The organism is Priestia sp. RMT2NF4, from assembly GCF_047872835.1.
In the GTDB taxonomy this organism is placed as follows: domain Bacteria; phylum Bacillota; class Bacilli; order Bacillales; family Bacillaceae_H; genus Priestia; species Priestia zanthoxyli.
On record NZ_JBLQZO010000002.1, the window covers coordinates 800,201 to 823,598 of the forward strand.

General features: G+C 38.8%; 27 protein-coding genes and 2 pseudogenes. 3 read left to right on the forward strand and 26 right to left on the reverse strand.

The genetic code is table 11. From position 1 onward, the window contains the following. Positions 1-98: 98 nt before the first annotated feature. From ACMX9J_RS13260 to ACMX9J_RS13355, 20 genes are all read right to left on the reverse strand, one after another. On the reverse strand, positions 99-995 hold the full coding sequence (locus ACMX9J_RS13260; protein WP_033579711.1) for a polyprenyl synthetase family protein: 897 nt from the start codon (positions 993-995) through the stop codon (positions 99-101). Continuing rightward, the gene (locus ACMX9J_RS13265) at positions 995-1,228 is read right to left on the reverse strand and encodes an exodeoxyribonuclease VII small subunit (RefSeq protein WP_013059140.1); all 234 of its coding nucleotides are present in this window, start codon (positions 1,226-1,228) and stop codon (positions 995-997) included. The genes ACMX9J_RS13260 and ACMX9J_RS13265 overlap by 1 nt, the downstream gene beginning before the upstream one ends. Before the next feature lie 3 nt (positions 1,229-1,231). Then, positions 1,232-2,572, reverse strand: a complete 1,341-nt coding sequence (gene xseA, locus ACMX9J_RS13270) for an exodeoxyribonuclease VII large subunit (RefSeq protein WP_416225839.1) — start codon at positions 2,570-2,572, stop codon at positions 1,232-1,234. An 84-nt stretch (positions 2,573-2,656) separates the two neighbouring features. Beyond that, a complete protein-coding gene (gene nusB / locus ACMX9J_RS13275) occupies positions 2,657-3,049 on the reverse strand; it encodes a transcription antitermination factor NusB (protein WP_013059142.1) in 393 nt (130 codons plus the stop codon). Positions 3,050-3,270: 221 nt separating this feature from the next. Then, positions 3,271-3,672, reverse strand: a complete 402-nt coding sequence (locus tag ACMX9J_RS13280) for an Asp23/Gls24 family envelope stress response protein (RefSeq protein ID WP_013059143.1) — start codon at positions 3,670-3,672, stop codon at positions 3,271-3,273. A 29-nt stretch (positions 3,673-3,701) separates the two neighbouring features. Next, positions 3,702-5,054, reverse strand: a complete 1,353-nt coding sequence (gene accC, locus ACMX9J_RS13285; protein WP_028411593.1) for an acetyl-CoA carboxylase biotin carboxylase subunit — start codon at positions 5,052-5,054, stop codon at positions 3,702-3,704. Between the two features lie 12 nt (positions 5,055-5,066). After that, positions 5,067-5,573 (reverse strand): acetyl-CoA carboxylase biotin carboxyl carrier protein, encoded by a 507-nt coding sequence (gene accB, locus ACMX9J_RS13290; protein ID WP_013059145.1) that lies wholly within the window; start codon positions 5,571-5,573, stop codon positions 5,067-5,069. Between the two features lie 352 nt (positions 5,574-5,925). After that, entirely contained in the window at positions 5,926-6,576 is a 651-nt protein-coding gene (locus tag ACMX9J_RS13295) for a SpoIIIAH-like family protein (RefSeq protein ID WP_223268967.1), read from the reverse strand. A 7-nt stretch (positions 6,577-6,583) separates the two neighbouring features. Beyond that, positions 6,584-7,246, reverse strand: coding sequence for a stage III sporulation protein AG (gene spoIIIAG, locus ACMX9J_RS13300; RefSeq protein ID WP_028411595.1), 663 nt, complete (start codon positions 7,244-7,246; stop codon positions 6,584-6,586). Continuing rightward, complete coding sequence (gene spoIIIAF, locus ACMX9J_RS13305; RefSeq protein WP_224980536.1) at positions 7,243-7,872, reverse strand: stage III sporulation protein AF; 630 nt, start codon at positions 7,870-7,872, stop codon at positions 7,243-7,245. The genes spoIIIAG and spoIIIAF overlap by 4 nt, the downstream gene beginning before the upstream one ends. After that, a complete protein-coding gene (gene spoIIIAE, locus ACMX9J_RS13310) occupies positions 7,869-9,053 on the reverse strand; it encodes a stage III sporulation protein AE (RefSeq protein WP_013059149.1) in 1,185 nt (394 codons plus the stop codon). The genes spoIIIAF and spoIIIAE overlap by 4 nt, the downstream gene beginning before the upstream one ends. A 24-nt stretch (positions 9,054-9,077) precedes the next feature. Continuing rightward, a complete protein-coding gene (gene spoIIIAD / locus ACMX9J_RS13315; protein WP_013059150.1) occupies positions 9,078-9,461 on the reverse strand; it encodes a stage III sporulation protein AD in 384 nt (127 codons plus the stop codon). A gap of 20 nt (positions 9,462-9,481) precedes the next feature. Continuing rightward, entirely contained in the window at positions 9,482-9,688 is a 207-nt protein-coding gene (gene spoIIIAC / locus ACMX9J_RS13320; RefSeq protein WP_013059151.1) for a stage III sporulation protein AC, read from the reverse strand. Between the two features lie 19 nt (positions 9,689-9,707). Beyond that, on the reverse strand, positions 9,708-10,220 hold the full coding sequence (gene spoIIIAB, locus ACMX9J_RS13325; protein ID WP_028411597.1) for a stage III sporulation protein SpoIIIAB: 513 nt from the start codon (positions 10,218-10,220) through the stop codon (positions 9,708-9,710). A 6-nt stretch (positions 10,221-10,226) separates the two neighbouring features. Beyond that, the gene (spoIIIAA, locus tag ACMX9J_RS13330) at positions 10,227-11,174 is read right to left on the reverse strand and encodes a stage III sporulation protein AA (protein WP_047749845.1); all 948 of its coding nucleotides are present in this window, start codon (positions 11,172-11,174) and stop codon (positions 10,227-10,229) included. 65 nt (positions 11,175-11,239) lie between these two features. Further along, positions 11,240-11,521: a YqhV family protein gene (locus tag ACMX9J_RS13335; protein ID WP_028411599.1), complete on the reverse strand. Its 282-nt coding sequence runs from the start codon at positions 11,519-11,521 to the stop codon at positions 11,240-11,242. A 138-nt stretch (positions 11,522-11,659) separates the two neighbouring features. After that, on the reverse strand, positions 11,660-12,217 hold the full coding sequence (gene efp, locus ACMX9J_RS13340; RefSeq protein WP_013059155.1) for an elongation factor P: 558 nt from the start codon (positions 12,215-12,217) through the stop codon (positions 11,660-11,662). Positions 12,218-12,236: 19 nt separating this feature from the next. Continuing rightward, positions 12,237-13,295: a M24 family metallopeptidase gene (locus tag ACMX9J_RS13345; protein ID WP_033579709.1), complete on the reverse strand. Its 1,059-nt coding sequence runs from the start codon at positions 13,293-13,295 to the stop codon at positions 12,237-12,239. Position 13,296: 1 nt separating this feature from the next. Beyond that, positions 13,297-13,734 (reverse strand): type II 3-dehydroquinate dehydratase, encoded by a 438-nt coding sequence (aroQ, locus tag ACMX9J_RS13350; protein ID WP_013059157.1) that lies wholly within the window; start codon positions 13,732-13,734, stop codon positions 13,297-13,299. Positions 13,735-13,855: 121 nt separating this feature from the next. Then, on the reverse strand, positions 13,856-14,392 hold the full coding sequence (locus ACMX9J_RS13355) for a YqhR family membrane protein (RefSeq protein WP_033579707.1): 537 nt from the start codon (positions 14,390-14,392) through the stop codon (positions 13,856-13,858). A 313-nt stretch (positions 14,393-14,705) separates the two neighbouring features. On the opposite strand from ACMX9J_RS13355, the gene ACMX9J_RS13360 reads away from it, so the two are divergent. After that, on the forward strand, positions 14,706-15,662 hold the full coding sequence (locus ACMX9J_RS13360) for a DUF1385 domain-containing protein (RefSeq protein ID WP_014458240.1): 957 nt from the start codon (positions 14,706-14,708) through the stop codon (positions 15,660-15,662). A gap of 48 nt (positions 15,663-15,710) precedes the next feature. Then, the gene (locus ACMX9J_RS13365) at positions 15,711-16,109 is read left to right on the forward strand and encodes an SA1362 family protein (RefSeq protein ID WP_013059160.1); all 399 of its coding nucleotides are present in this window, start codon (positions 15,711-15,713) and stop codon (positions 16,107-16,109) included. A 30-nt stretch (positions 16,110-16,139) separates the two neighbouring features. Here ACMX9J_RS13365 and ACMX9J_RS13370 read toward each other — a convergent pair whose 3' ends face one another. The 6 genes and pseudogenes from ACMX9J_RS13370 to ACMX9J_RS13395 all read right to left on the reverse strand — a co-directional run bounded on the left by ACMX9J_RS13370 (position 16,140) and on the right by ACMX9J_RS13395 (position 22,764). Then, positions 16,140-17,021 (reverse strand): patatin-like phospholipase family protein, encoded by an 882-nt coding sequence (locus tag ACMX9J_RS13370; RefSeq protein WP_028411603.1) that lies wholly within the window; start codon positions 17,019-17,021, stop codon positions 16,140-16,142. Between the two features lie 102 nt (positions 17,022-17,123). Next, positions 17,124-17,555, reverse strand: a complete 432-nt coding sequence (gene mntR / locus ACMX9J_RS13375; RefSeq protein WP_013085004.1) for a transcriptional regulator MntR — start codon at positions 17,553-17,555, stop codon at positions 17,124-17,126. A gap of 285 nt (positions 17,556-17,840) precedes the next feature. Beyond that, a pseudogene (locus ACMX9J_RS13380) lies at positions 17,841-18,962 on the reverse strand (hypothetical protein); the annotation flags it as partial. 83 nt (positions 18,963-19,045) lie between these two features. Further along, positions 19,046-19,969, reverse strand: coding sequence for a restriction endonuclease (locus ACMX9J_RS13385; RefSeq protein ID WP_416225840.1), 924 nt, complete (start codon positions 19,967-19,969; stop codon positions 19,046-19,048). A gap of 209 nt (positions 19,970-20,178) precedes the next feature. After that, a pseudogene (locus ACMX9J_RS13390) lies at positions 20,179-21,618 on the reverse strand (vitamin B12-dependent ribonucleotide reductase); the annotation flags it as partial. Between the two features lie 312 nt (positions 21,619-21,930). Continuing rightward, entirely contained in the window at positions 21,931-22,764 is an 834-nt protein-coding gene (locus ACMX9J_RS13395; RefSeq protein ID WP_013085005.1) for a lipoate--protein ligase family protein, read from the reverse strand. Positions 22,765-22,993: 229 nt separating this feature from the next. On the opposite strand from ACMX9J_RS13395, the gene ACMX9J_RS13400 reads away from it, so the two are divergent. Continuing rightward, on the forward strand, positions 22,994-23,377 hold the full coding sequence (locus ACMX9J_RS13400) for a rhodanese-like domain-containing protein (protein ID WP_049166196.1): 384 nt from the start codon (positions 22,994-22,996) through the stop codon (positions 23,375-23,377). Positions 23,378-23,398: the final 21 nt, after the last annotated feature.

The window sequence follows — 23,398 nt, forward strand, 5'->3', positions numbered from 1 at the left end:
TACGCTTTTATACAGTAGTAAAATCATTATAGCATAGCCCCTATTGGGACTCAATCTTATTTTACTGTATCACTCAAAAAACCTGACAGAAATCGTCATTAACTATCACGTTTTGCTATATATAAACAAATTTCTTCTAGTAATCCGTGCTTAATTTGAGCTTGACGTAACGAGAGAAGTGCTTGTTCAACATGATACTGTAACTTTTCTTTGGCCGCTTCCATACCTAATAAAGAAGGATATGTCGTTTTTTCATTTTCTGTATCACTGCCAATTGGCTTTCCTAACTTTTCTTCAGACCCTTCCACATCCAAGATATCATCTTGAATTTGAAACGCTAACCCTACATGCTTACTGAATTCTTCTAATAATTCTTGCTGTAGAGGCGTAGCTTTTGCAAGAATTGCTCCTGCTTTTACACAGAATCCTAGCAGCTTCCCCGTTTTATGAAGATGAATATATTCAAGCTCATCTAGCGTGAGCTGCTTTTTTTCACCTTCCATATCTGCAACCTGTCCGCTGATCATACCTTCTGTTCCGCTTGCTTTTACCAGTTCTGTAATGAGCTGAAGTTTCATATGTGATGTAATTTCAGGATGTACCGCTTCAGAAATGAGCTGAAAGCTATTTGTTAAAAGAGCATCTCCAGCTAATATAGCCGTTGCTTCGCCGTACACCTTGTGATTTGTCGGTTTACCTCTTCTTAAGTCGTCATCATCCATACTAGGTAAATCATCATGAATGAGCGAATATGTATGAATCATTTCCACTGCACAGGCTGTTTCTAATCCCATGCTCTCGTCTTTTCCAAATGCATGTAGCGTTGCAAACAACAGCACTGGGCGAAGTCGCTTTCCTCCTGCCGTAAGCGAGTAAAGCATGGATTCCTTTAAGTTAACCGGAGCATGTAATGCCTTTACCACTTCAGGCAAGCGTGTTTCTACTCGATCTTTTGTAAAAGAAATATACTCTTTTAAATTCATTTCATTCACCATCACTCTTCCTCCTGTACCGAGAATGGCTCAAGCGTTCCGTCTTCACGTAAAATAGTTTCCATTTGCTTTTCAATATGCTGAAGACGATCGTGACAGAATTTTGAAAGAGTCATTCCTTCTTGGAATTGTTGAATTGCTTCTTCTAAAGGCACGTCGCCTTCTTCTAGCTTGTTTACGATGGTTTCTAACTGCTCCATCGCCTCTTCAAACGTATACTCTTTATTTGTCGCCATTTTTCATCGCTCCTCTATTTTCGAAACTTCACACTGCAACTGTCCATCGGTCAAACGAACGTTTACCACATCACCTTTGGATACTTGTTTGGTTGATTTAATTAACTCTTTTTCTTTATCGTATACTAAGCTGTAGCCTCTTTCCATTGTTTTTAATGGACTAAGCGTATGTAATTTTGACGTTGCCGTGGCAAATAAAAGCTGTTTTTGCTTTAGCAGCTGCTGCATCTCTTTTGTCAGCATTTTCGTCAGCTGCTGTTGACGGTCTGCCGCTTTCGTTAACTGATGCTCGGGGTGATTGCGCAACAAAGCGGCTGTTAGCTGCTCGTAGTTCGTCCGTTTATGCTCAATGTACCTTCTACCTTCACGATAAAAACGCTCCATCAGCTGATCTAACTGCTGCTCTTTTTGCTCGACCAACTTTTGAGGATAACGAAAAGCATATGATTTCTGAGATCGTTCAAGCCTGCGGCTACTAGACTGAAGCATCTCTTTCATCGAACGAAGAAGACGGATATTTCGCTGAGTCAATCTTTCTGTAATTTCACTGATATGAGGTACGGCCAGCTCCGCAGCACCCGTTGGAGTAGGGGCTCGCAAATCTGCTACAAAGTCTGCAATTGTAAAATCGGTTTCATGTCCAACCGCTGAAATAACGGGAATAGTAGAAGTGAAAATTGCACGAGCTACGCTTTCTTCGTTAAACGCCCAAAGCTCTTCAATTGACCCGCCGCCGCGGCCGACAATTAATACGGCTGCTTCTTTACGACGGTTTGCTTCTTCAATTGCCTTGATGATAGACGGTGCCGCATTCACTCCTTGAACAAGAGCGGGCATAACAATAATGTTCGCGTTATATCTGCGCTTTAATGTCGTAATAATATCACGTACGGCGGCTCCAGTAGGAGATGTAATCACACCTATTGTTGTTGGATACTTCGGAAGTTTTCGTTTTCTAGCATGATCAAACAAGCCTTCTTTTTCCAGCTTTTTTTTCAGCTGTTCGTAGGCCAAGTATAAGTTTCCAACGCCGTCAGGCTGCATTTCTTTTACGTACATTTGATAATTTCCGCTTGGTTCATAAACCGAAATTTCAGCTCGAATCAGTACATTCATTCCTTCTTCAGGCTGAAAATTAAGCTGACGGTTATGCCCAGCAAACATAACGGCTGCGATACGAGCATTTTGATCTTTTAAGGTGAAATACATATGTCCTCGACTATGACGTTTAAAGTTAGAAATTTCTCCTTTAATCCATACATCTTGCATGTGAGGGTCTACGTCAAACTTGCGCTTGATGTATCGTGTAAGAGCCGTAACGGTTAGATAACGCACTTCACTCATCATTTTGCCTCCTTTGCAGTCACCCTCTCCCCTTTATATAAAGGAGAGAAGCATTTTAGTCACTTGATTTGGCAAGATGAACGTTTATTTAGATAAAGTTGTTAACACTTTAGACAATACGCCGTTGATAAACTTGCTTGATTGATCATCGCCAAATGTTTTTGCTAATTCAATCGCTTCATTTAACGTAACGCTCGTAGGAATTTCTTCTTCATACTTCATTTCGTATACGGCAATACGCAGGATTACGCGGTCTACAGTAGCTACGCGGTCTAACGTCCATTTTTCTAAATGATTGCGTAAAAGTTCATCAATTTCTTGCTGATGCTCAACTACACCTAGCACAAGACTTTCTAAAAATTGATCAGACTTTTCGTTTTGTACAACATTTCCGATTGCCTCCATTGGCTCGGTTTGCCCTAAATCATGCTGAAATAGTGCTTGTAATGCTTTTTGGCGTGCTGTATGTCTTTTCATTATTTTTGCTCCTTTATTTATCTTCTTCAACTAGTATACCTAGATAATAGCATAGTTTATGAAACGATACTTGATTGTTCTTATACGAAGTTTGTAGAACACGAAAAAGACCGTCTTTATGACGAGACAGTCTTTTTCACTTTACCATAGCTTGTGTTGAAAAGGAACAAGTAATCATACGTTATTCCATTTTAGCAACAGCCGTTAGGTAAACGTTTGTTTTATTCAACTTCTTCAATATCAGTTTTTTGCGTATCAAACTGAATCCCTACGATATGAATGTTTACTTCATCGAGATCAATAGCTGTCATATTTTTAAGGGCTTGACGAATGTTATCTTGTACTTGCTGCGCTACGTTTGGAATAGACACACCAAACTTCATCATACAAAACACGTCTACTTTTATCCCGTTTTCTGTTAAGTCCACTTTTACACCTTTACCGTGGTTTTTCTTTCCTAGTTTCTCCACAACGCCAGCTGCAAAATTTCCTCTCATTGCAGAAACGCCTTCTACTTCAGAAGCAGCAATACCCGCAATGACTTCAATAACCTCAGGAGCAATTTCTACTTTGCCAAGAGAATTTGGGTGTTCTTCCATTTCTAATACATGATTTTCATTCATGTACAGCACCTCCTATAGTTTATATTATACTAAGAATTCATTACGTCATATAGCTCAAGAAACTTCGTGTTGAATTCACCGCTAACAAATTTTTCATGATTTAATAGCTTTTGGTGAAAAGGAATAGTGGTCGCAACGCCATCGATAACAAATTCATCTAACGCGCGCTTCATTCGTTCAATAGCTTCCTCACGAGTTGGCGCATGAACAATCAATTTAGCCACCATTGAATCATAGTAAGGTGGGATTGCATAGCCCGGGTATGCAGCAGAGTCTACGCGCACTCCGTAGCCACCTGGCGGCAAGTACATTTGAATCGTACCTGGTGATGGCATAAAGTTTTTCTCTGGGTTTTCTGCGTTGATTCGGCACTCAATTGCCCATCCGTTAAACGTCACTTCTTCTTGCGTAAACGGTAAAGTTTCACCATTTGCCACGTTGATTTGTTCTTTAATTAAGTCAACTCCTGTCACCATCTCTGTAACAGGATGTTCTACTTGGATACGCGTATTCATTTCCATGAAGTAAAATTTGTTTTCACGATAATCATAAATGAATTCCACGGTTCCGGCTCCTGTGTAATTAACGGCTTGAGCGGCTTTAACAGCAGCGTCGCCCATTAATTCACGCGTTTTTTCGTCCAACGCTGGAGAAGGCGTTTCTTCAATTAATTTTTGAAGACGGCGTTGAATCGAGCAATCACGCTCTCCTAAATGTACAGTATTTCCATGAGAATCAGCCAACACTTGGATCTCAACGTGACGGAAATCCTCAATGAACTTTTCAATGTACACACCAGGGTTACCGAAAGCTGTAGCAGCTTCTTGCTGCGTAATTGTAATACCTTTAATAAGCTCTTGTTCATTTTTCGCAACGCGGATTCCTTTTCCTCCGCCTCCTGCCGTTGCTTTAATAATAACAGGATAGCCAATATCATTAGCGATTGACATACCGTCTTCCACTGACTCTACAATTCCAGTGGAACCAGGAACAATTGGGACACCGGCTTCACGCATCGTTTCCCTCGCTACGTCTTTTGTTCCCATTTTGTTAATGGCTTCCGGACTTGGTCCTACAAATGTAACGTTACACTCTCTGCATAGCTCTGCAAAATCAGCGTTTTCAGCTAAAAAGCCATATCCAGGGTGAATGGCGTCACAGCCCGTTAGCATCGCAACGCTCATAATATTTGTAAAGTTTAAATAGCTGTCTTTAGATGACGTTGGTCCAATACAATACGCTTCGTCTGCTAATTGTACATGCAAAGAGTCGCGATCAGCTTGAGAATGAACAGCTACTGATTCTACACCTAACTCTTTACACGCTCGAATAATTCGAACCGCAATTTCTCCTCGATTCGCAATTAATAGCTTTTTAATCATATTTACCGCTCCTTATTCAGGCTTTACTAAGAAAAGAGGTTGACCGTATTCTACAAGTTGTCCATTTTCAACTAATACGTCAACGATTTCACCTTTAACTTCTGCTTCGATTTCATTAAATAATTTCATTGCTTCTACGATACATACAACCGAATCTTTTTGTACTTTATCTCCAGGCGTTACGTATACATCTGATTCTGGCGATGATGACGCATAGAATGTCCCTACCATCGGAGATGTAATTTTATGTAAGCTTTCATCAACCGCTGGGGCCGCTTGTTCTTCTTTTGGCTGAGCAGACTGTGCTGCTGGGGCTGGCGCTGGAGCCGCTGCTGCCTGCGGTGCAGGTGCTGCTGCTTGTTCAGGTGCCGAAACCACTACTTGCTGCGCTTGTTTGGAAACAATTGCGTCTTTTTTCTTCATCTTGATTTTGGAGCCTTCGTGCTCATAGGTGAACTCCTCGATTGATGATTGATCAACTAGTTTAATGATCTCACGGATCTCTTGAATTTTTAACATATTGAACACTCCTACCTCATGAAAATAGAATTCTCTACAATGTTAATAATACGATAAATGGCTACAGCCATTCAATTCGTTTGGCAAACATTAAAAAGAAGTTCCACTTACTCTATAATAACTTTTTAGCGTTATTGTTTTATAAATGGAAACATAGCTTTACAGATGACAATACTTATGAAAACATTTGTCACCTAGTACTAATATAAGATTATGAAACCTATTATAACCGAAGTAAAAAAAGAAAGCCATGTTAAAATTTTTCCCGTCTCGCTTAGATTTTAGTCATTTCATAAAAAAAGAAGTGTAAACAACCCCAATTTGCGGCTGTTTTACACTTCTTTTATTCCCTTTATTTAGTTGGCTGAAACTCTACCGCTACTTCTTTTGGACCCATTTCTTTTTTGACTAGCTGAATGATTTGATTGGCTTTTGTTTTTGAGTGTTTTTCTGTCTTAACGGTAATTTGCACTTGTTTTCCATCTGCTCTTACTAGCGCGTCGCTGTATCCTTTTGCTTTAATTAATGTTTCCAGCGTTGCTTCTTTTTCCCCGAGCTTTGATAATTCATCGATTTTATCCATCGCTTTGCTTACTTCTGCAGGCGTTACATTTTTTGATGCCGCTACTTCCTGATACTCTTCTTTCAGCTGACTTCTTTCATCATTTAATTCCAAGCGGAGCGCCGTAAATAGCTCGTCGCTATCTGTGCTTGATACAACCGCTGATTCTTTTGCATTTTTAGCCGTTTCCTTTTTTACATCTTCTGCTGAGCCTTCGGTTTTTGAATCTTCTTTTGTTCCTGATTTCTCATCTGCCTGTTGTTTTGTATCTTCTGCAGGAGCCTTGTCATCAGCCTGTTTTTCGCTTTGTTTTTCATTGTCTACTAGCGCAACATTACTCTGAGGATTTTCTGGCGTTGTCATATAGTACACCGATAACACAACAACTAAACTTAACATTGTTAATAACCAAACCGTTTGCTTTTTTAATAACATATTCATTTCCCCCTCATCCTTTTTTCGCTAATACTGCTACTCTATGACTTGGTATATCGAGCGCTCTTGTCACGGCTTCAATAATAGATTTCTTTACCTCGATATTATCAGCTCCTTTAGCGACAACTAACACACCTCTGACTTTTGGCTTTTCGGTTTTGACTACAACAGGCTTTTCTTGTTCTCCACTTCTTACAATGACCAGCTGTTCATCTGTTGAGGAATCTTCAACTTTACGAGTCCCTCCTTCACGGTCCGTCTCGTTGGTCGTTTGCGATTTTGTCACGCTGTTTTTTTCATATATTTTGGATTCTGTTGCATCTAGGTTCACAATTACTTTTACCTTACTTACGCCTCTAACTTGATCTAAAATATCTTTCAATTCTTCCTCATACCGCTCTTCATAACCTGTCATCGTTGTTGTCTTTTTGGAGCTAAAAGCGGGAATATCTTGTGATACGGGTGGTGCGCTGGTTTCTTTGCTTGCACTCTTTAATAATCCGCCTGAATTCATAGATGTTGTGAGTGAGTTGCTAAATACCATAAAGATAACGCCTGCAGCTAGTAAAATACCTATATACATTAACTTTGAAGGTTTCTTCGTAGTTGATGACTGTTTAAGTGAAAAGAACCGCTGAAAAAATGATGGGTCACCTTTTTCTGGCTTTTGACTCATTTCGTGTCTCCCTCCTCCATATTCACAACAACTTGGCCTTGTTTTACATCCCATTTTGCTGCTAAATAGTTGGATAATTTCTTGGATTCTGTTGGTTTGTTTGTTTCGATCGGTGTGGAGGTATCAATAGAAATAACTTTCACAGCTGAAACAACCTCGGAATCACCCGATGCTTTTTTACTTACGGCAACTGAAATGGATTTAATATTATCAGCGGTAGGTTCGTCGTTCGGCTTTTTTGTTTCAATGTGAATTCGATCAATTGCTACACCATACTGATCCATCAACTCCTCTTTTACATCTGCCTCCATTTGGACAGCCATTTGTTCTAAAATATATGCACGTTGTGAAGCTTGTATTTCTTTTTTCTGATTTTCTATTGAATTTTCTACCTGTTGATCGGATCGAATAGATGATAAGCTAAGTGATTTCAGCATTTGATTAACATCCACTTTAAAAATTTGAAAAACGGGTGTAATAATAATCAGCATCAAAAGAAGTCCAACCACCAGCTTCGTATACTTTTGAAAACTAGAATTGGGCAACAGTAAATTAATAATGGTAGCTAATAAGATAAAAAGAACGATATTCGTAATCCACGTCGTTAAGGCCTGCAATTTCTTCACCTCACCATCATTGTGACGTTGCTCGCTGTAATGATGACCGTTAAACATAAGAAAAACATAAGCGAGACAACAGCAAGCGCCGCAAAAATATAGATGACGCTTTTGCTGATAATGCTCAAGCAGGAAATAACCGGTCCTCCTCCAATGGGTTGAAGAAGAGCTGCTGCTAGCTTATAGATAAAAGCGAGCGTTAACACTTTAATAGCCGGAAATGCGACGATTAACAGTAAGACTGCTACTCCAGCAATCCCTACTGAATTCTTTAATAGAAGCGAGGCACTGATGACTGTATCAGCCGCATCTGTGAACACACGTCCTACAACAGGTATAAAGTTCCCTGTGACGAACTTTGCCGTTCGAATCGTAATACCGTCAGCAACAGCTGATGTGGCACCTTGGACGGATAGCACACCTAAAAAAACAGTTAGGAATATTCCAAGCACGCCAATGCTTATATTTCTCAACAGCTGAGCAAGCTGTGTAACCTTATGCTCATCTGAAATCGTACTCACAATGCTAAGCAGTGCTGAAAGAAAAAGCAGCGGCATCACTACGTATTGAATAAGCAAACCGCTGGTGTTCATTAAAAACAAAATCATCGGATGAAAAAAGGCTGCCGATACAACTCCTCCTGATGATGCCATTAAGGCAAGCAGCAGCGGCACCAGAGCTAAAATGAATTTGGTCATGGTCTCGATCGCTCCTGTTGCATAAGAAATAGCAATTTGAAAACTATTAAGAGCAATGATGATCAAAACCATATATACAAGCGCATACGCTACTTTACTTACGGTTTGCTGATTAAACGCACTTTGGAGCGTTTGCAAAAACACGCTAAAAACCGTTAGCATAATGAGTGTACCGAGGAGCTTTCCATTCGCTAATACTTCGTGAAATAAAAACTTTACAAGACCTCCTAGCCATTCTTTAAGAGAGAACTCTTTTTCTCCTTTTAAAAAATCGACTAAACTTCCCTTCTGACTCTCGGGTAAAAAGCCGCCGTATTGGGTAATAATATCGTCCCAAAACTGTTTGACTTCATCGATACCGAGCTTATCAATTTGTTCATTGACAAGTTCTTGCTGCTTCGGGGGTTCGGAAGCTTGTACATTTTCTGGAAAGAAAAAAAAGAGGAACAAAAGAAGAGCGAGTATATTCACTTTAAACGTCCACCGCTTCATTTCGTCACCTCATATTAAGTAAAATTAATTGGGCAGCATTGAAATAATCGTTTCAATAATGACCGTCAAAATAGGAATTGCCATGGAGAGAATCAGCACTTTTCCACCTAATTCAATTTTAGAAGCAATGGCACCTTGTCCTGCATCTTTCGTAATTTGAGCACCAAATTCGGCGATATAGGCAATACCAATGATTTTCAAAATGGTTTCCACATAAATCATGTTAACGTGAGCATTGATCGACAGCCGCTCGACCATCTTAATAATCTCGTAGATTTGATCAATTAAAAAAAGAAAGATCACGGATCCCACGAATACGACAAGTAAAAAAGCAATAGGTGATTTATGTTCTTTTAAAATGAGTGCCAAAAATGTCGCTACTAATCCTAAGCCCACAATTTGAAGCATTTCAATGGCGAATCACCCCTCTACCCTTGAAATAAAAAAACCGATTTGATTTTTTGAAATAAGTCCTCCACAATCGAAGCAACCATAAATAAAATATAAATAAAACCGATGAGGGTAACCCAATTCGCGTAATCTTTTTTTCCCATCTGTTCGAGTACGGTGACTAAAAAAGCTACGACGATACCAATCCCAGCAATCTGAAAAATGGTGTTCATATCAATTCCCACATTCAATCCTCCTCCATCGCTACATCAATAGGATGACCAGTAGCAATCCAGATAGAAAGCCTAAACTTTTAACCATTTTTTCATAGCGATTCTGCTTATCGACTGCATCTTGTTCTTCGCGTTCGAGATGGTTCAGCGTCAGCAAAATATGCTTTTGCTGCGAATAACGATCATGCTGACCAAGCGTTTCACCAAATTGTTTTAAGATTTCCAGTTCTCCTGTTTTAAGTGCGGTTTGTTTCCAAAATTGGTCCAACGTCTTTTCCCAAGCTTCCTTGACACTTTCAGTACCTTCTTTTAATTTCATTGAAAACTCACTAAATAAAGAAGCTAAAGGGTTAGGAAGCTGTAGAGATAACAAATGAGCAACTTCTTGAAGAGGCCGGTTGCTATACATAATTTCCGCTTCTAACGACCGAAGAGCCGTTTTTAATTGCCTGAGCTGCCTAGGTCTTTCGCTAAGCTGCTTTGCAAACTCAAATCCTGTGTAAGTGGAAGCAAATAAGATAAAGATGGCACCAAACAGTTTCATACACCATCACCCTTTACTATTTTCAATAAGCGACTTTTCAGCGGTCAATTTCATGGAGTTATAATGCTCATCATAGATAGCCTGAAGTGTTCCAGGACCTCGGCTGTTCGATAGCACAACATACCTTTTAAATACGTGAAGTTTCATTAAAGCTTTCAAAGTGGGACGCTTCATTAAATCGTCAATGTCATACCCATGAACAGTCATAATGACACGAACACCAGCATTAACGGCTTCAAGTACGGCCTTACAATCTTCTTCACTTCCAACTTCATCCACGATCAGTACATCGGGACTCATGGAGCGAATCATCATCATCATGCCTTCAGCTTTCGGACAGCTATCTAATAAATCCATTCTAGATCCGAATGTATGCTGAGGAACCCCTTTAACAGCCCCAGCAATTTCTGATCGTTCATCTACAATCCCTACTTTAAACGGAGGAATCTTAGAGCGCTCTATGCCAGTGCTTATTACTCTGGCTAAATCACGAATCATGGTTGTTTTTCCTGTTTGAGGAGGTCCTATAATGACCGTACTTTGCCAATAGCGATTGTATAAAAAAGGAATAAGCTGATTCGAAATGCCAATCTTTTGTTTAGCAATCCGGATATTAAAGGATGATACATCACGAATCACACGAACCTGTCCATTTTCCGTTACAACTTTTCCCGCTAGTCCAACCCGGTGTCCGCCTTCAATGGTGACATATCCTTTTTTTAATTCTTCTTCAATCATATAAATCGAAAACTGGCTTAGTTTATTTAAGATAAATAAAGCATCTTCTGCACTTGGAAGATACGATTCGAAATAAGGCTGATTGTTGATTGTAAATTCGACAGGTCTTCCTATGCGCACTCGAATTTCTTCTAGCACATGAGAATGGTTTGTGACATAAAATTCAACAGTCTTTTTTAAATTAGGCGGAAAAATTGCAAGTATTTCGTTTAACATATTCATCCCCTCATATTTGAACTCACTTCAATGTATTATGAGCTTGACCATTTTATGCCTACCTTTTATTTAAAAACACCGATTAAAATGAAGAGCACTCCTATTACAATCATGATTAATTTTCCAAAAGATAATTGATCTGCTACGGACACTAAACCAATGGTGAAAGAACTCACCATTACAATCGGACCAACAAGCGCTAGCATTCCATTAATCATTAACGCTTTTTTCACATCATTGTTTGTGACAATTAAAATAGCGGCAATAAACTCAATAAATGAAGAAATAAATCGAAGGCACGCCATCGTTAATACCGTACCGTTTAAATGATCCAACCACTGCTTCATAAGCCCCTCCTATATCTCTGCGTTGTTTAGTACAACCTATGCAAAATAAGGAAGGGTTAGCACAAAAAAACACACAAAAAAGGCAGAGAATCATTCTCTGCCTTTTTCGTGTGTTTGCAGCTTGCTTACACGACCGAATTACGCGCGTGATACGTAGCTGCTGTCTGTTGTGTTAATAATTAATACGTCGCCTTCATTTACGAAGAAAGGAACGTTTACTGTTAAACCAGTTTCAACAGTTGCTGGTTTTGTACCGCCAGAAGCTGTGTCACCTTTAATACCAGGTTCAGTTTCTGTTACTTTAAGCTCAACTGTGTTTGGAAGTTCAACACCTAATGTCTCACCTTGATACATCATAATTGCGACTTCCATATTTTCTTTTAAGAATTTTAGCTCATATTCAATTGCACTCGCCGGAAGCTCTAATTGCTCATAAGACTGGTTGTCCATGAATACGTGCTGATCGCCGCTTGCATATAGATATTGCATTTTACGATTATCAATTTGAGCTTTTCCTACCTTTTCACCTGCACGGAACGTTTTTTCTTGCACAGCTCCTGTACGAAGGTTACGTAGTTTTGAGCGAACGAATGCAGCGCCTTTACCAGGCTTTACGTGTTGGAAATCCATTACACGCCAAATACCCCCGTCTACTTCTACTGTCAAACCTGTACGAAAATCATTTACTGAAATCATGAAGAAATCCTCCTACATTTTATAAAATAATGAACTCTTTTGATGAGTGCGATAATGCCTCATTACCTTCTGCTGTGACGACCGTATCATCTTCAATACGAACGCCCCCTAAGTCTGGTATGTAAATACCTGGTTCAACGGTTACAATCATACCTGGCTGCAGTACATCTGTAGATTTCACAGAAAGCGATGGGCCTTCGTGTACTTCTAACCCTACGCCGTGACCGGTCGAATGTCCAAAATACTGGCCGTATCCGTGTTCTGTAATATAATCACGCGTTAGCGCATCTGCTTCTTTACCCGTCATACCTGCTTTGATACCGTTCATTCCGTTAAGCTCTGCTTGCAGTACGACATTATAAATTTCTTTTAGCTTATCACTTACTTCACCGACGGCAAATGTTCGTGTGATATCTGAACAGTAACCATTATAGTATGCGCCAAAATCAAGCGTTACAAGTTCGCCTTTTTCAATTACTTTGTCAGAAGCAACACCATGCGGTAAAGCCCCGCGATGCCCTGAAGCAACAATTGTATCAAAAGATGAAGATGTTGCGCCTTGTTTTCTCATAAAGAACTCCAGTTCATTCGATACTTGAAGCTCTGTTAAACCAGGACGAACAAAGGTTAAAATATGTTCATATGCTGCATCTGCTATTTTTGCAGCTTCCTTTAATATCTTAATCTCTGAGTCACTCTTTATCAAGCGTAAGTTTTCGATTGCGTGCGAGATTGGAACAAGTTCCGCTCCGATATGCTTATCAAATAATTGATGCTGTCCATATGTAACATAATTCTGTTCAAAACCAAGCTTTTTAATTCCAAATTGTTTCACTACATTCGCTACTTCTTCTACAATAGGACCCTTGTGCTGAACGATATCAAAACCTTCTGTTTGACTAGTTGCTTGTTCAACATAACGAAAATCTGTTACAAATGCCGCTTTGTCTTCAGAAATGATAACGACACCAGCAGATCCTGTAAAATTGGTCATATAGCGTCTGTTATATTCACTTGTAACGACAACACCGTCTACATTCAACTTTGAAAACTGTTCGCGTAGTTTTTCGATTTTCATTTTATTTCCCCCTTAATTGTAAAAGTGCCTGCAGAGCAAGCTCGTATCCGTATAAACCTAACCCGACAATTTGACCATGCGTAACAGGTGCCGTCACCGAATGGTGGCGAAACTCTTCACGCTTATGTACGTTCGAAATATGCACTTCAATAACAGGAACAGATATACTGGCAATCGCATCTCGAATGGCATAACTGTAGTGAGTAAAAGCACCAGGATTGATCATAATCCCATCAAACTTCTCATCCGCTTCGTGAATCCAGTCGATAATTACACCTTCGTGATTAGACTGTACGCACTCAACTTCTACCCCATGGTCTCTGCCTGCTCGCTGAAGCTTCTCTTCAAGATTTTGAAGATTATCTGTCCCATATACCGCTGGTTCGCGTACGCCTAAACGGTTTAAATTAGGACCGTTTATTACTAAAATTTTATTCATCTTATTTCAACACTCTCCCCTACTACGAACCCTTTATGCAGCTCACTTGTGTGAATTTACACTTTATTTTTCTTTTTAAATCATTATATAGAATATATTAGCATACGTTGGAACATTCACACTACTTATTCGCCGTTTGAAAATCTGTAGATTCATCTTTTGTTTGAAGCTCTGCCGCTTCAAAAGAAATGGAATATCCGATGAATACACCATATAAAATATAAATACAGAGGGATGAAATAATTGTGTTAGCTGGAAGCTCTCCAATTGTTTTCAAGTTAGGAAAGAGCGGATTCAAAACAACGAATACGATTGCCCACCATAATAAGCCGTAAGCAAAACCTATCCAAATTGTTTTAAACTTCTTTAATAGGACGTAGTATAACAACCCGACAACAATAGATAATACCCCTATGAGAAAAATACTGACGATAACACCTATTCCTTTATCCTTCCAATTACCTAATGCCCATGGATCTAAAAGCATATTTGGATTGATAACACTAAAGCTAAACAGATAATTTAAATAGCCAATAAAGCTCCAGAAAACCCCTCCAAAAAAGGAAATAAAGATGGCTTTAAATAAAAAAGATATTTCCTGTTTATGCGTAGGTTGGTTATCCTGTTTTTTTTCATGCTGTTCTTTAGGTTCTGACATATTAATCACCTCTTGATGTAGTATGAACTTTTTTCTCATTTCCTACCGACTCATTTCTAAGTTTTTACGTTTATTACTCTTCCTATACGCAAGAAGGGCGCCTGATATCGCAGAGACATTTTAAAACTACTTCGCACAGAGTTTCATAAACAAATTTTATAAATGAAAGGAAAAAAATTCATATGAAGGGTGTGGAGATGAAAAATATTGGCTAAACTAGATAACATGCATCCGCCTAGAGGTTTATTTGATTTTGCTGTAGAATATAAAATACTAAGAAGTCTAGTCTAGTTAAGTTAGGTTGGTGCCTGAAATGTCTAAATTACAAAAACCTGCGTATGGTGGTCAAGCCGTTATAGAAGGTGTCATGTTCGGTGGCAAACGTATGATGGTGACGGCTATTCGCCGCAAAGATCAATCTATTGATTATTTTCATTCAAAAAGAAAATCAAATTCCGTACTCACTGCTTTAAAAAAAATTCCTTTTTTACGAGGAATTGCTGCTATTGTTGAAGCCAGTGCAAACGGTACGCAGCACTTGAACTTTTCCTCTGAACGCTATGACGTGAATCCAGAAGATGATGCTCAAGTAGCAGCAGAACAACAAAAAGAGAAAAAAGAATCAAAACTATCTTTAATATTTGGCGTTGCAACTATTGGTGTAATATCCTTTCTTTTCGGGAAAGTACTATTTACATTGATTCCTGTGTTTTTAGCACAATTGACACGTCCTGTTTTCACTTCAAGTGTAGCTCAAGTTTTTATTGAAGGAGTATTTAAACTATTATTGCTCCTTGGCTATATTTATGTGATTTCACAAACGCCACTTATTAAACGGGTGTTTCAATATCATGGAGCAGAACACAAGGTCATTAATGCATATGAAAACAATGCTGAACTTACGGTAGAAGCCGTTCAAGCACAATCTCGACTTCATTATCGCTGCGGAAGTAGCTTTATCCTCTTTACCGTAGTTGTAGGAATGTTTGTCTACCTACTAGTTCCAACGGATCCTCTTTGGTTACGAATTGTGGATCGCCTTGCATTAATTCCAGTTGTCCTTGGTTTATCATTTGAAGTGTTACAGTTAACCAATAAAGTTCGTCATGTCCCTCTTCTTCGCTTTTTAGGTTATCCCGGTTTATGGCTTCAGCTTTTAACAACCAAAGAACCAAAAGATGATCAAGTTGAAGTTGCGATTGCTTCATTTAAAGAACTTTTACGCGTTGAAAATGAACTTTCTTCTACCACTGACGAACAAGTTGTCTAATCCACACCGTTTTGCTTTCTTTTTTTACTATTTTAGGAGGTGAACAAAATGAGACGTCCATTCGTGAAACCACTTGTATATGGTCTAATCGGGTTAGGAGTCATTGGCTTTGCATTTACGTTGATTACAGATCCAGCTGTTTTATTACGTCAAGCAGGTTATATTTTTCTGTTTATCATTTTGTTTTACTTAGTTTATCGGTTTATTCTCCGCCCTTCTCAGACAAAAGGTCAAGATAGAGGCTATGTGCGCGCAGTAAAGCAATCGAAACTGCGTCAAAAAGAAAAAGAGCGAGGAAGCAACAAAGTTGATATGCATACGTACCGAAGCTCAAATAAGCGCCCGGTATCCAAATCAACGAAACCGCTAAAGAAAAAGAAAAACAACTCACACTTGACCGTCATCGAAGGTAAAAAAGGAAAAAAGAAAAATAGAGCATTCTTTTAAAAAAACAAGGAGAAAAGCCTCCTTGTTTTTTTAATAGCACCATTTTTTCAAAAATGCCCTTGTACGCTTTTTGCCAAACGCAATCAGCTCTTCCTTCCGTTCTTCTGTGAGGGTAAATTCTGTCGCAAAAACTTGATTAACAGGTAAAAAGATAATATTTTTTTCGTGACGTTTTGAAATATGTCTTGCATCGTGCGCATCTTTCATCGTCTCAAAAAGCGCACTGAATAAACCAACGGCATTTTTAATTTTATTCCGTTCTCTCTCTTCGTCCTTCGGACTCAGCTTCACACCAATTACCGGTCGTTTCTTCAAACTTTTATCATCATCAAATAAAAAAATTGGAAAGTTGCTTAACACTCCCCCGTCGACTATTAAACTGCTTGGAGTAGATTTTAATTTAACCGGCTCAAAAAAATATGGAATGCTGCAGCTCATCCGAACGGCTCTTGCTACAGAAAAACGATTCGGATCAATGTGATATTTAGGCAAATCATCTGGAAGAACAAGCATCGTACTGTTGGTCAAATCTGACGCAATAATACGCAGCGACTGATCAGGCAAATCAGCAAATGTACGAATTCCTCTGCTCCGCAACTTCTCAGCAATCCACTTTTCAAGCCTTTCTCCTTTATATAATCCCATTTTCCAATATAAAAACAGCCATTTTGTCAAGCTCGATGGTAAAAAGGACATTCTTTGATCTAGGAAAGAAGATAACTCAATTTCATTCATCATTTCAACGATTTCTTCACTTGTATAACCAGCTGCTACAAATGCACAAATAATGGAACCCGCACTCGTTCCCGCTAACCGCCGAAAAATAAAGCCTTTTTCTTCTAGAGCTTGTAACGCACCAATCAGTGCAAGCCCTTTAATACCGCCACCTGAAAATACTCCGTCGACGTACACAGCCTCTCCTCCAAACTACCTACTCTACATTTGTAGTCGACTCAGCAACAAGTTATGATAAAAAGAAAAAAAGCAGTGACGCTATTGGCCGCTGCTTTTTCCTTATAATTTTTGCTCTTCTTCATTTCGTTTCTGTACATTGCGAAGATCTTGAATACGGTTATGATTTTCTTCAAAGTATTGAACCAAGTCCCCAATTCGATCAATGGAATTCCAGCTTAAATGATGTTCAATTCCTTCTACGTCATCATAAATATTCTTCTCATCCACGCCAATGATTCGCAATAGCTGCTCTAAGAGCTCGTGGCGATAAACAAGACGTTTTCCAATCTTCTGTCCCTTAGCTGTTAAAACAAGGCCTCGATATTTTTCATAAATTAAGTACTCATCTTTGTCTAGTTTTTGAACCATCTTTGTTACAGATGAGGGGTGAACCGCCAATGCATCAGCAATATCAGACACTCGAGCGTATCCTTTATCTTCAATTAGCATATATATTTGTTCAATATAATCTTCCATACTCGGTGTAGGCATGAAATCTCCCCCAATTAATATTATGTATTGCTAATAATAAGTCATAAATGTCTGTTTCTTATAGTGATATCGTGTTCATGTTTGATAATCTATGTGAAAAAAACGTGTAAATAAAGCGATGTCATAAGATAAAACTGGATAAAAGACATTCAATTAAAATCATACTACAATGCTTATTCAAATACAAGAACCGTTCTCTCCCGCTTCTTATTTATGCCCCATTTTCATACATAATAAAAGCCGACTCACTTGAGTCAGCTTTTACTAGTCAATCATGATTAAAAATTAAAGGCCGCATTTCAGCTGTGCACCACAGTTTGTACATGTGTTGCATCCGCCCATTTCCTCTACCGTTCCTTGACGGCAAACCGGACACGTATTACCTACTTCAGAACCGATTGTTACATCAGTTGAACGAATTTCATTAATTGTATCAACTAACACAACGTGTGGTTTTGTTTCTTCTTTTGGCGCTTCAATTTCTTCATCAAATGTATTTTCTTCTGCTTTTAGCGTTAAGACTTGTGCATCACGGCTTCCGTCTACGTACACCGTACCGCCTTTTGCTCCGCCTTTATACAGACGCTCGTACACTTTTTGAACTTGCTCTACCGTGTAACCACGAGGAGCGTTTACTGTTTTACTAATTGAGCTATCAATCCAGCGCTGAATCACACATTGCACGTCCGCGTGAGCTTGTGGTGCAAGTTCCATAGCTGAAATGAACCATTCAGGAAGATTGTTTGGATCTGCTTCTGGATGCTGATCTAAATACTCTTGAACGATATCAGCTTTCACTTCAATAAACTTACCTAAACGACCGCTTCGGAAGTATGAGAATGAGAAATAAGGTTCAAGACCCGTTGATACTCCAACCATCGTTCCAGTACTGCCTGTCGGCGCTACTGTTAATAAATGAGAGTTTCGGATACCGTGCTCTTTAATGTTTTCACGAATATCTTCAGGCATTTTTTTCATGAAGCCTGTATTTGTGAATGCTTCACGTAAAGAAGCCGTTTCAGCATCTGTTTCGCCCACTAAGAACGGGAAGCTTCCTTTTTCTTTTCCAAGCTCTACAGACGCGCGGTAAGCCGTCGTGGCAATTGTTTCAAACACTTTATCTACTAACTCATTGCCTTTGTCAGAGCCGTATTCTGTTTCACAATAAATAAGAAGATCGTGAAGACCCATTACACCAAGACCAACGCGGCGTTCGCCAAGCGCTTGCTTTTGGTTCTCTTCTAAGAAATAAGGAGTTGCATCAATAACGTTATCTTGCATTCTAACGCCCGTTTCAACCGTTTGACGTAGCTTTTCAAAGTTAACTGTTTTTGTTTCTTTATCTGCCATTTGCGCTAAGTTAACAGCAGCTAAGTTACAAACAGAGAATGGTGCAAGTGGTTGTTCCAAATTTGTTATCGTAAAGGCTTTTTATCCTCTACCTCTTACGCTTCATATTTACGTAAGTTCAGCATACGTTTTCGTTACAATTATTCAGCCATTTCTTTCAAGTACAACATTAATGCTTTTCTACCTTGATCTTTTCCTAAAACAGCTTTGGTAATAACTCTTATATCTTTTACATCATAGATTTGGGCTATCTCGTCCATTAAAGGTTTAAGGTATGTGGAAATTTCATTTAAAGGAATCGAAGTTACTAAAGGTGCATTTGCTTTAGACCATGATTCAACATGATTTTTAATCTGTTGGTGGAGAATTTTTCTATGTTGAACATATGCTTGAGTAGCTGTTTTAATAGCTACTGCTCCACTGCAATGTCTACTACAATACTGCTTCTTTGTAGTAATCAACACTTCCATCTCTTCACCACATTTCAAGCAACAAATAACTTTTCTTCCTACCTTAATTTTACCTTTTTGAGACAAGCCACTTTTTCTTAGGCCTTCTATCATTTTAACTTTAGCTATACCATTACTCGCCCATAAAGCCTTAGTATGTTTGCCTATTTTTATTTTAGCCTCTTCAGTATGTTTCATATTATAATGACCGTTTAATTCACCTTTCAATGACTTAAGGATAGTCGTAGCCTCTGAATTGATCCATTGGTCAATGACTGAATTTAAACTAAATGGCAAAGCACGATAGATAACTAACAATTCTTTATAAGATATTAAAGAGCATTTAATACCATAAGTTTCAGAAACTATATTTAGAGATTTTTTGGCTATATCAATTTCTTTTTGACATTTAGATTTAATTTCGACTATTTCAACTGTGTCACCATATTTATCTGTAATAAAAAAATCTGGTTTAAATAGTTTAAATCCTACGTCAAATACCTCTACTTCATAAAGCCAGCTTATTCTCATATAGTCAAGATACCTTGCGTAAGCATATTCATAAGAACTTCTTAAGTAAATACCTTTATAATATCCAGCATACCCTCTGTTCACTAGATACGCCCCTTTGCAAGAGTTTTCAAGGCAGTTCCTATACGGCTAGAAAATTGTAACGTTGCGGCCTCGTGGAAGCATTATAGTCTGTTATACAGGATCAGCTTCTATGCGTTGCCCCTGACTAAACCTTTACGTTTAGCCTTCGGTTCAGATTCCCATCTCAGGGTTCCTGCTTTATTCCGCAATGTTTTACATGAGGCAAACTATTCACCACATGGATTCGTTGCAACAACGTGCTGACCATATGCTTGAGCATTTGTCATGTCATTGGCATTGTCGAAGAAGAAAATGCCTGGTTCAGCTGAGTACGTTGCACAAATATTAATTAAGTTCCATAGCTCTTTTGCACGGATAGTACGGTACGTACGAACTTTGTTTCCTTGTTTTGCCCACTCGCGCACGTCGCCTACTTCGTGCCAGTTTTCATTGTAGTTAGCCATTTCTTCTTTTGAATAGCTTTCTACGTCTGGGAAGCGAAGTTCGTATTCACCGTCGTTTTCAACAGCATCCATAAAATCTTTTGTTAAGCATACAGAAATGTTTGCTCCTGTTAAAAACTCTGAGTTATGAACGCTGTACGTTCCGCCTGTTTGCAGCTTTTCTTCTGCATCTTTAATGATTTTTTCATTAAATCCACCAAGACCAGGAATTTGTTTATAGTTAATGATTCCTTGGTACATTGCTTCTTCAGACTCTGTTAGCGGCGTGAACTTCAATTTATCTTGCGCGTGCTTTTTAATCATTTCGTCATTTGTGTTTTCAATTAAGAAACGTAAAATGCGAGGGTTTTGCATTTTAGAAATAATAAACTCTACAATGTCAGGATGCCAGTCGGCAAGCATGATCATTTGAGCCCCACGACGCGACCCACCTTGCTCAACAAGATGCGTCAGTTTAGCAATATCATCTAACCATGAAACCGAACCAGATGATTTGCCGTTTACACCGCGAGCCAGCGTGTTGCGCGGGCGAAGAGTTGAACCATTCGTTCCAACACCGCCTCCGCGGCTCATGATTTCCATTACTTGTTTGCGGTGTTCTGAAATACCTTCACGTGAATCTTTTACATAAGGCATTACGTAACAGTTAAAGTACGTTACGTCCGTGTCAGCACCTGCACCGTAAAGAACGCGGCCAGCTGGTACAAAGTTTAGCTGAACAAGCTCTTGATAGAACTTTTCAAACCACTCTTTGCGCTTTTCTTCTGTTTTTTCCACAGAAGCTAAGCCTGTTGCATTACGTTTTGCAATTTGCTCATAGAAGACCTCTAGAGGTTTTTCAATGACATCTAAAGAACGAGTAATTAACCCATTTTCTGCTTCTTCAGGTGATAAAGCTCCTCTAAACTCATCTTCTACCTTGACAACAGCGGTTTTTTGCTCAAAATTAATGCTTTCCACATAGCCAAGTCCTCGTGCTGGAAATTTTGGGTCTTCCTTTACAGTTAGAACAACAAAATCTCCTTCTGATAACGTTAATTTTTCCGTATCTTTAAACGCATAGCGGTCTAACATTACCAATCTTGAAACACCTTTATGAGTTAACTTCATATCCGGTGTAATCGGATGTACTTGCGGAAAGCGTTCAATATCTGAATTGAGCTTTTCAACATTCATATTCACTTTTTGATTTAACAAAACAGTCATTCTCACAACTCCTTACCTATCGAACATCTATAAATTTATTAACTCTTTTTCCTTTTAAAGGAAATAGAGTTTTTCAATCAACTATCAATAACTTACCACACGGCTTGGACGAATTCAATATATAGTATTTGACACTTCTCCAAACATCTACATATAGAAGGGTGTCAAGTGAAATATTTTTTTTTTCGTAAAAAAAGTGTTTGACTTTTCTTCCGTATGTATTCTATTAGCCAAGCATTGTTTCTAAAAATTCCAATAAAAAGTGCAACTTATAAGAAGTTGCACTTTTATCTATTTACCATCCGCATTCGTTTAGCGCTTAAAGTTCCATTCATCCGATCCGTACTTTGTGCGCGCTAGTTCTTCTACATATGCTTCCTCTTCTTCAGATAGTGTATACGGTTCTAAATCGATATCAAGAGCAGAAGCAAATCCTTTATAAAACGCTTCTTTTGCTTCTTCGATAGAAATTTTGCGGCCCGCAATTGCATTGATGGCTACCGCTTTAGAACGAAATGCGCGCTGCATTCTTTCTTTCACGCGGTCATTTGGATAATTAAACACGCTGAATAATTTATCTTCATCAATCTCTAACAGAATAGAGCCGTGCTGTAGAATAACTCCTTTTTGTCTAGTTTGGGCACTTCCAGCAATTTTGCGGCCCTCTACAACAAGTTCATACCAAGAAGGAGCATCAAAGCACACGGACGAACGAGGGTTTTTTAAGCTATTTTTTTCTTCTTCTGAACGAGGAATAGCAAAATAAGCCTCGAGCCCTAACGAACGAAATCCTTCCAGTAAACCTTCAGAGATGACGCGATATGCCTCTGTAACTGTCTTAGGCATATTAGGATACTCTTCAGATACAATGACGCTGTAAGTAAGCTCTTCATCATGAAGCACGCCCCTGCCGCCCGTTGGACGTCTCACAAAGCCTAATCCTAATTCTTTTACTTTATCAAAGTTAATTTCTTTTTCAGCTTTTTGAAAATAACCGATTGACAGCGTTGGAGGGTTCCATCCGTAAAAACGAATCGTAGGTGGAATTTCTCCTTTACTATGCCATTCTAATAACGCTTCATCTAACGCCATATTGTAATAAGGCGAACGGTTGTTGGAATCAATAAATCTCCACTTTGCTTTCATCTACCTCATCCTCAGCTATATGTAATATAAAAATAAATCCGTTTTTTAGTCTACCAAAAGATTGAGCTAAGGAAAAGCAAAGAGCAACATAAAACTGCGAATTCAAATGTGGTAGTTTTTTCATTTTGGGGAAGAAATCCGCTAGATTCAAGGCAAAATCGCTTTACTTCTAATTTCATTCACTTATATAATAAGAGTATGGATTTTGTCGAAGAAAGGAAGAATCAGCATGTCACCAATTACAGCAGTACTCATTTTACTTGGAGTAATCATCATATACTCTGTCGTTATGTTCTTTATCCAACGTCGCATTATGAAAACGTTAACTGAAGAAGAATTCCGCAGCGGCTACCGCAAGGCACAGCTAGTTGATATTCGCGAACCGAATGAATTCGAAAACGGACATATTTTAGGCGCACGAAATATTCCTCTTTCACAGTTCCGTATGCGCATTAAAGAATTTCGTCCAGATCAGCCTGTGTACATCTATTGTCAAAGCGGAATGCGCACAGGACGTGCAGCACAAATGCTTCGTCGCCACGGTGTTAAAGAAATCTATGATTTAAAAGGCGGCTTCAAAATGTGGAACGGTAAAGTAAAAAAGAAAAAATAATGGTATGTATATAGAAAAACC

What these genes read in the sequence shown, in the direction of transcription:
- ACMX9J_RS13260 (WP_033579711.1), bottom strand. Translation starts at nt 995, where the DNA reads ATGGTGAATGAAATGAATTTAAAAGAGTATATTTCTTTTACAAAAGAT.
- ACMX9J_RS13265 (WP_013059140.1), bottom strand. Translation starts at nt 1,228, where the DNA reads ATGGCGACAAATAAAGAGTATACGTTTGAAGAGGCGATGGAGCAGTTA.
- xseA (WP_416225839.1), bottom strand. Translation starts at nt 2,572, where the DNA reads ATGAGTGAAGTGCGTTATCTAACCGTTACGGCTCTTACACGATACATC.
- nusB (WP_013059142.1), bottom strand. Translation starts at nt 3,049, where the DNA reads ATGAAAAGACATACAGCACGCCAAAAAGCATTACAAGCACTATTTCAG.
- ACMX9J_RS13280 (WP_013059143.1), bottom strand. Translation starts at nt 3,672, where the DNA reads ATGAATGAAAATCATGTATTAGAAATGGAAGAACACCCAAATTCTCTT.
- accC (WP_028411593.1), bottom strand. Translation starts at nt 5,054, where the DNA reads ATGATTAAAAAGCTATTAATTGCGAATCGAGGAGAAATTGCGGTTCGA.
- accB (WP_013059145.1), bottom strand. Translation starts at nt 5,573, where the DNA reads ATGTTAAAAATTCAAGAGATCCGTGAGATCATTAAACTAGTTGATCAA.
- ACMX9J_RS13295 (WP_223268967.1), bottom strand. Translation starts at nt 6,576, where the DNA reads ATGAATATGTTATTAAAAAAGCAAACGGTTTGGTTATTAACAATGTTA.
- spoIIIAG (WP_028411595.1), bottom strand. Translation starts at nt 7,246, where the DNA reads ATGAGTCAAAAGCCAGAAAAAGGTGACCCATCATTTTTTCAGCGGTTC.
- spoIIIAE (WP_013059149.1), bottom strand. Translation starts at nt 9,053, where the DNA reads ATGAAGCGGTGGACGTTTAAAGTGAATATACTCGCTCTTCTTTTGTTC.
- spoIIIAD (WP_013059150.1), bottom strand. Translation starts at nt 9,461, where the DNA reads ATGCTTCAAATTGTGGGCTTAGGATTAGTAGCGACATTTTTGGCACTC.
- spoIIIAB (WP_028411597.1), bottom strand. Translation starts at nt 10,220, where the DNA reads ATGAAACTGTTTGGTGCCATCTTTATCTTATTTGCTTCCACTTACACA.
- spoIIIAA (WP_047749845.1), bottom strand. Translation starts at nt 11,174, where the DNA reads ATGTTAAACGAAATACTTGCAATTTTTCCGCCTAATTTAAAAAAGACT.
- ACMX9J_RS13335 (WP_028411599.1), bottom strand. Translation starts at nt 11,521, where the DNA reads ATGAAGCAGTGGTTGGATCATTTAAACGGTACGGTATTAACGATGGCG.
- efp (WP_013059155.1), bottom strand. Translation starts at nt 12,217, where the DNA reads ATGATTTCAGTAAATGATTTTCGTACAGGTTTGACAGTAGAAGTAGAC.
- ACMX9J_RS13345 (WP_033579709.1), bottom strand. Translation starts at nt 13,295, where the DNA reads ATGAAAATCGAAAAACTACGCGAACAGTTTTCAAAGTTGAATGTAGAC.
- aroQ (WP_013059157.1), bottom strand. Translation starts at nt 13,734, where the DNA reads ATGAATAAAATTTTAGTAATAAACGGTCCTAATTTAAACCGTTTAGGC.
- ACMX9J_RS13355 (WP_033579707.1), bottom strand. Translation starts at nt 14,392, where the DNA reads ATGTCAGAACCTAAAGAACAGCATGAAAAAAAACAGGATAACCAACCT.
- ACMX9J_RS13360 (WP_014458240.1), top strand. Translation starts at nt 14,706, where the DNA reads ATGTCTAAATTACAAAAACCTGCGTATGGTGGTCAAGCCGTTATAGAA.
- ACMX9J_RS13365 (WP_013059160.1), top strand. Translation starts at nt 15,711, where the DNA reads ATGAGACGTCCATTCGTGAAACCACTTGTATATGGTCTAATCGGGTTA.
- mntR (WP_013085004.1), bottom strand. Translation starts at nt 17,555, where the DNA reads ATGCCTACACCGAGTATGGAAGATTATATTGAACAAATATATATGCTA.
- ACMX9J_RS13395 (WP_013085005.1), bottom strand. Translation starts at nt 22,764, where the DNA reads ATGAAAGCAAAGTGGAGATTTATTGATTCCAACAACCGTTCGCCTTAT.
- ACMX9J_RS13400 (WP_049166196.1), top strand. Translation starts at nt 22,994, where the DNA reads ATGTCACCAATTACAGCAGTACTCATTTTACTTGGAGTAATCATCATA.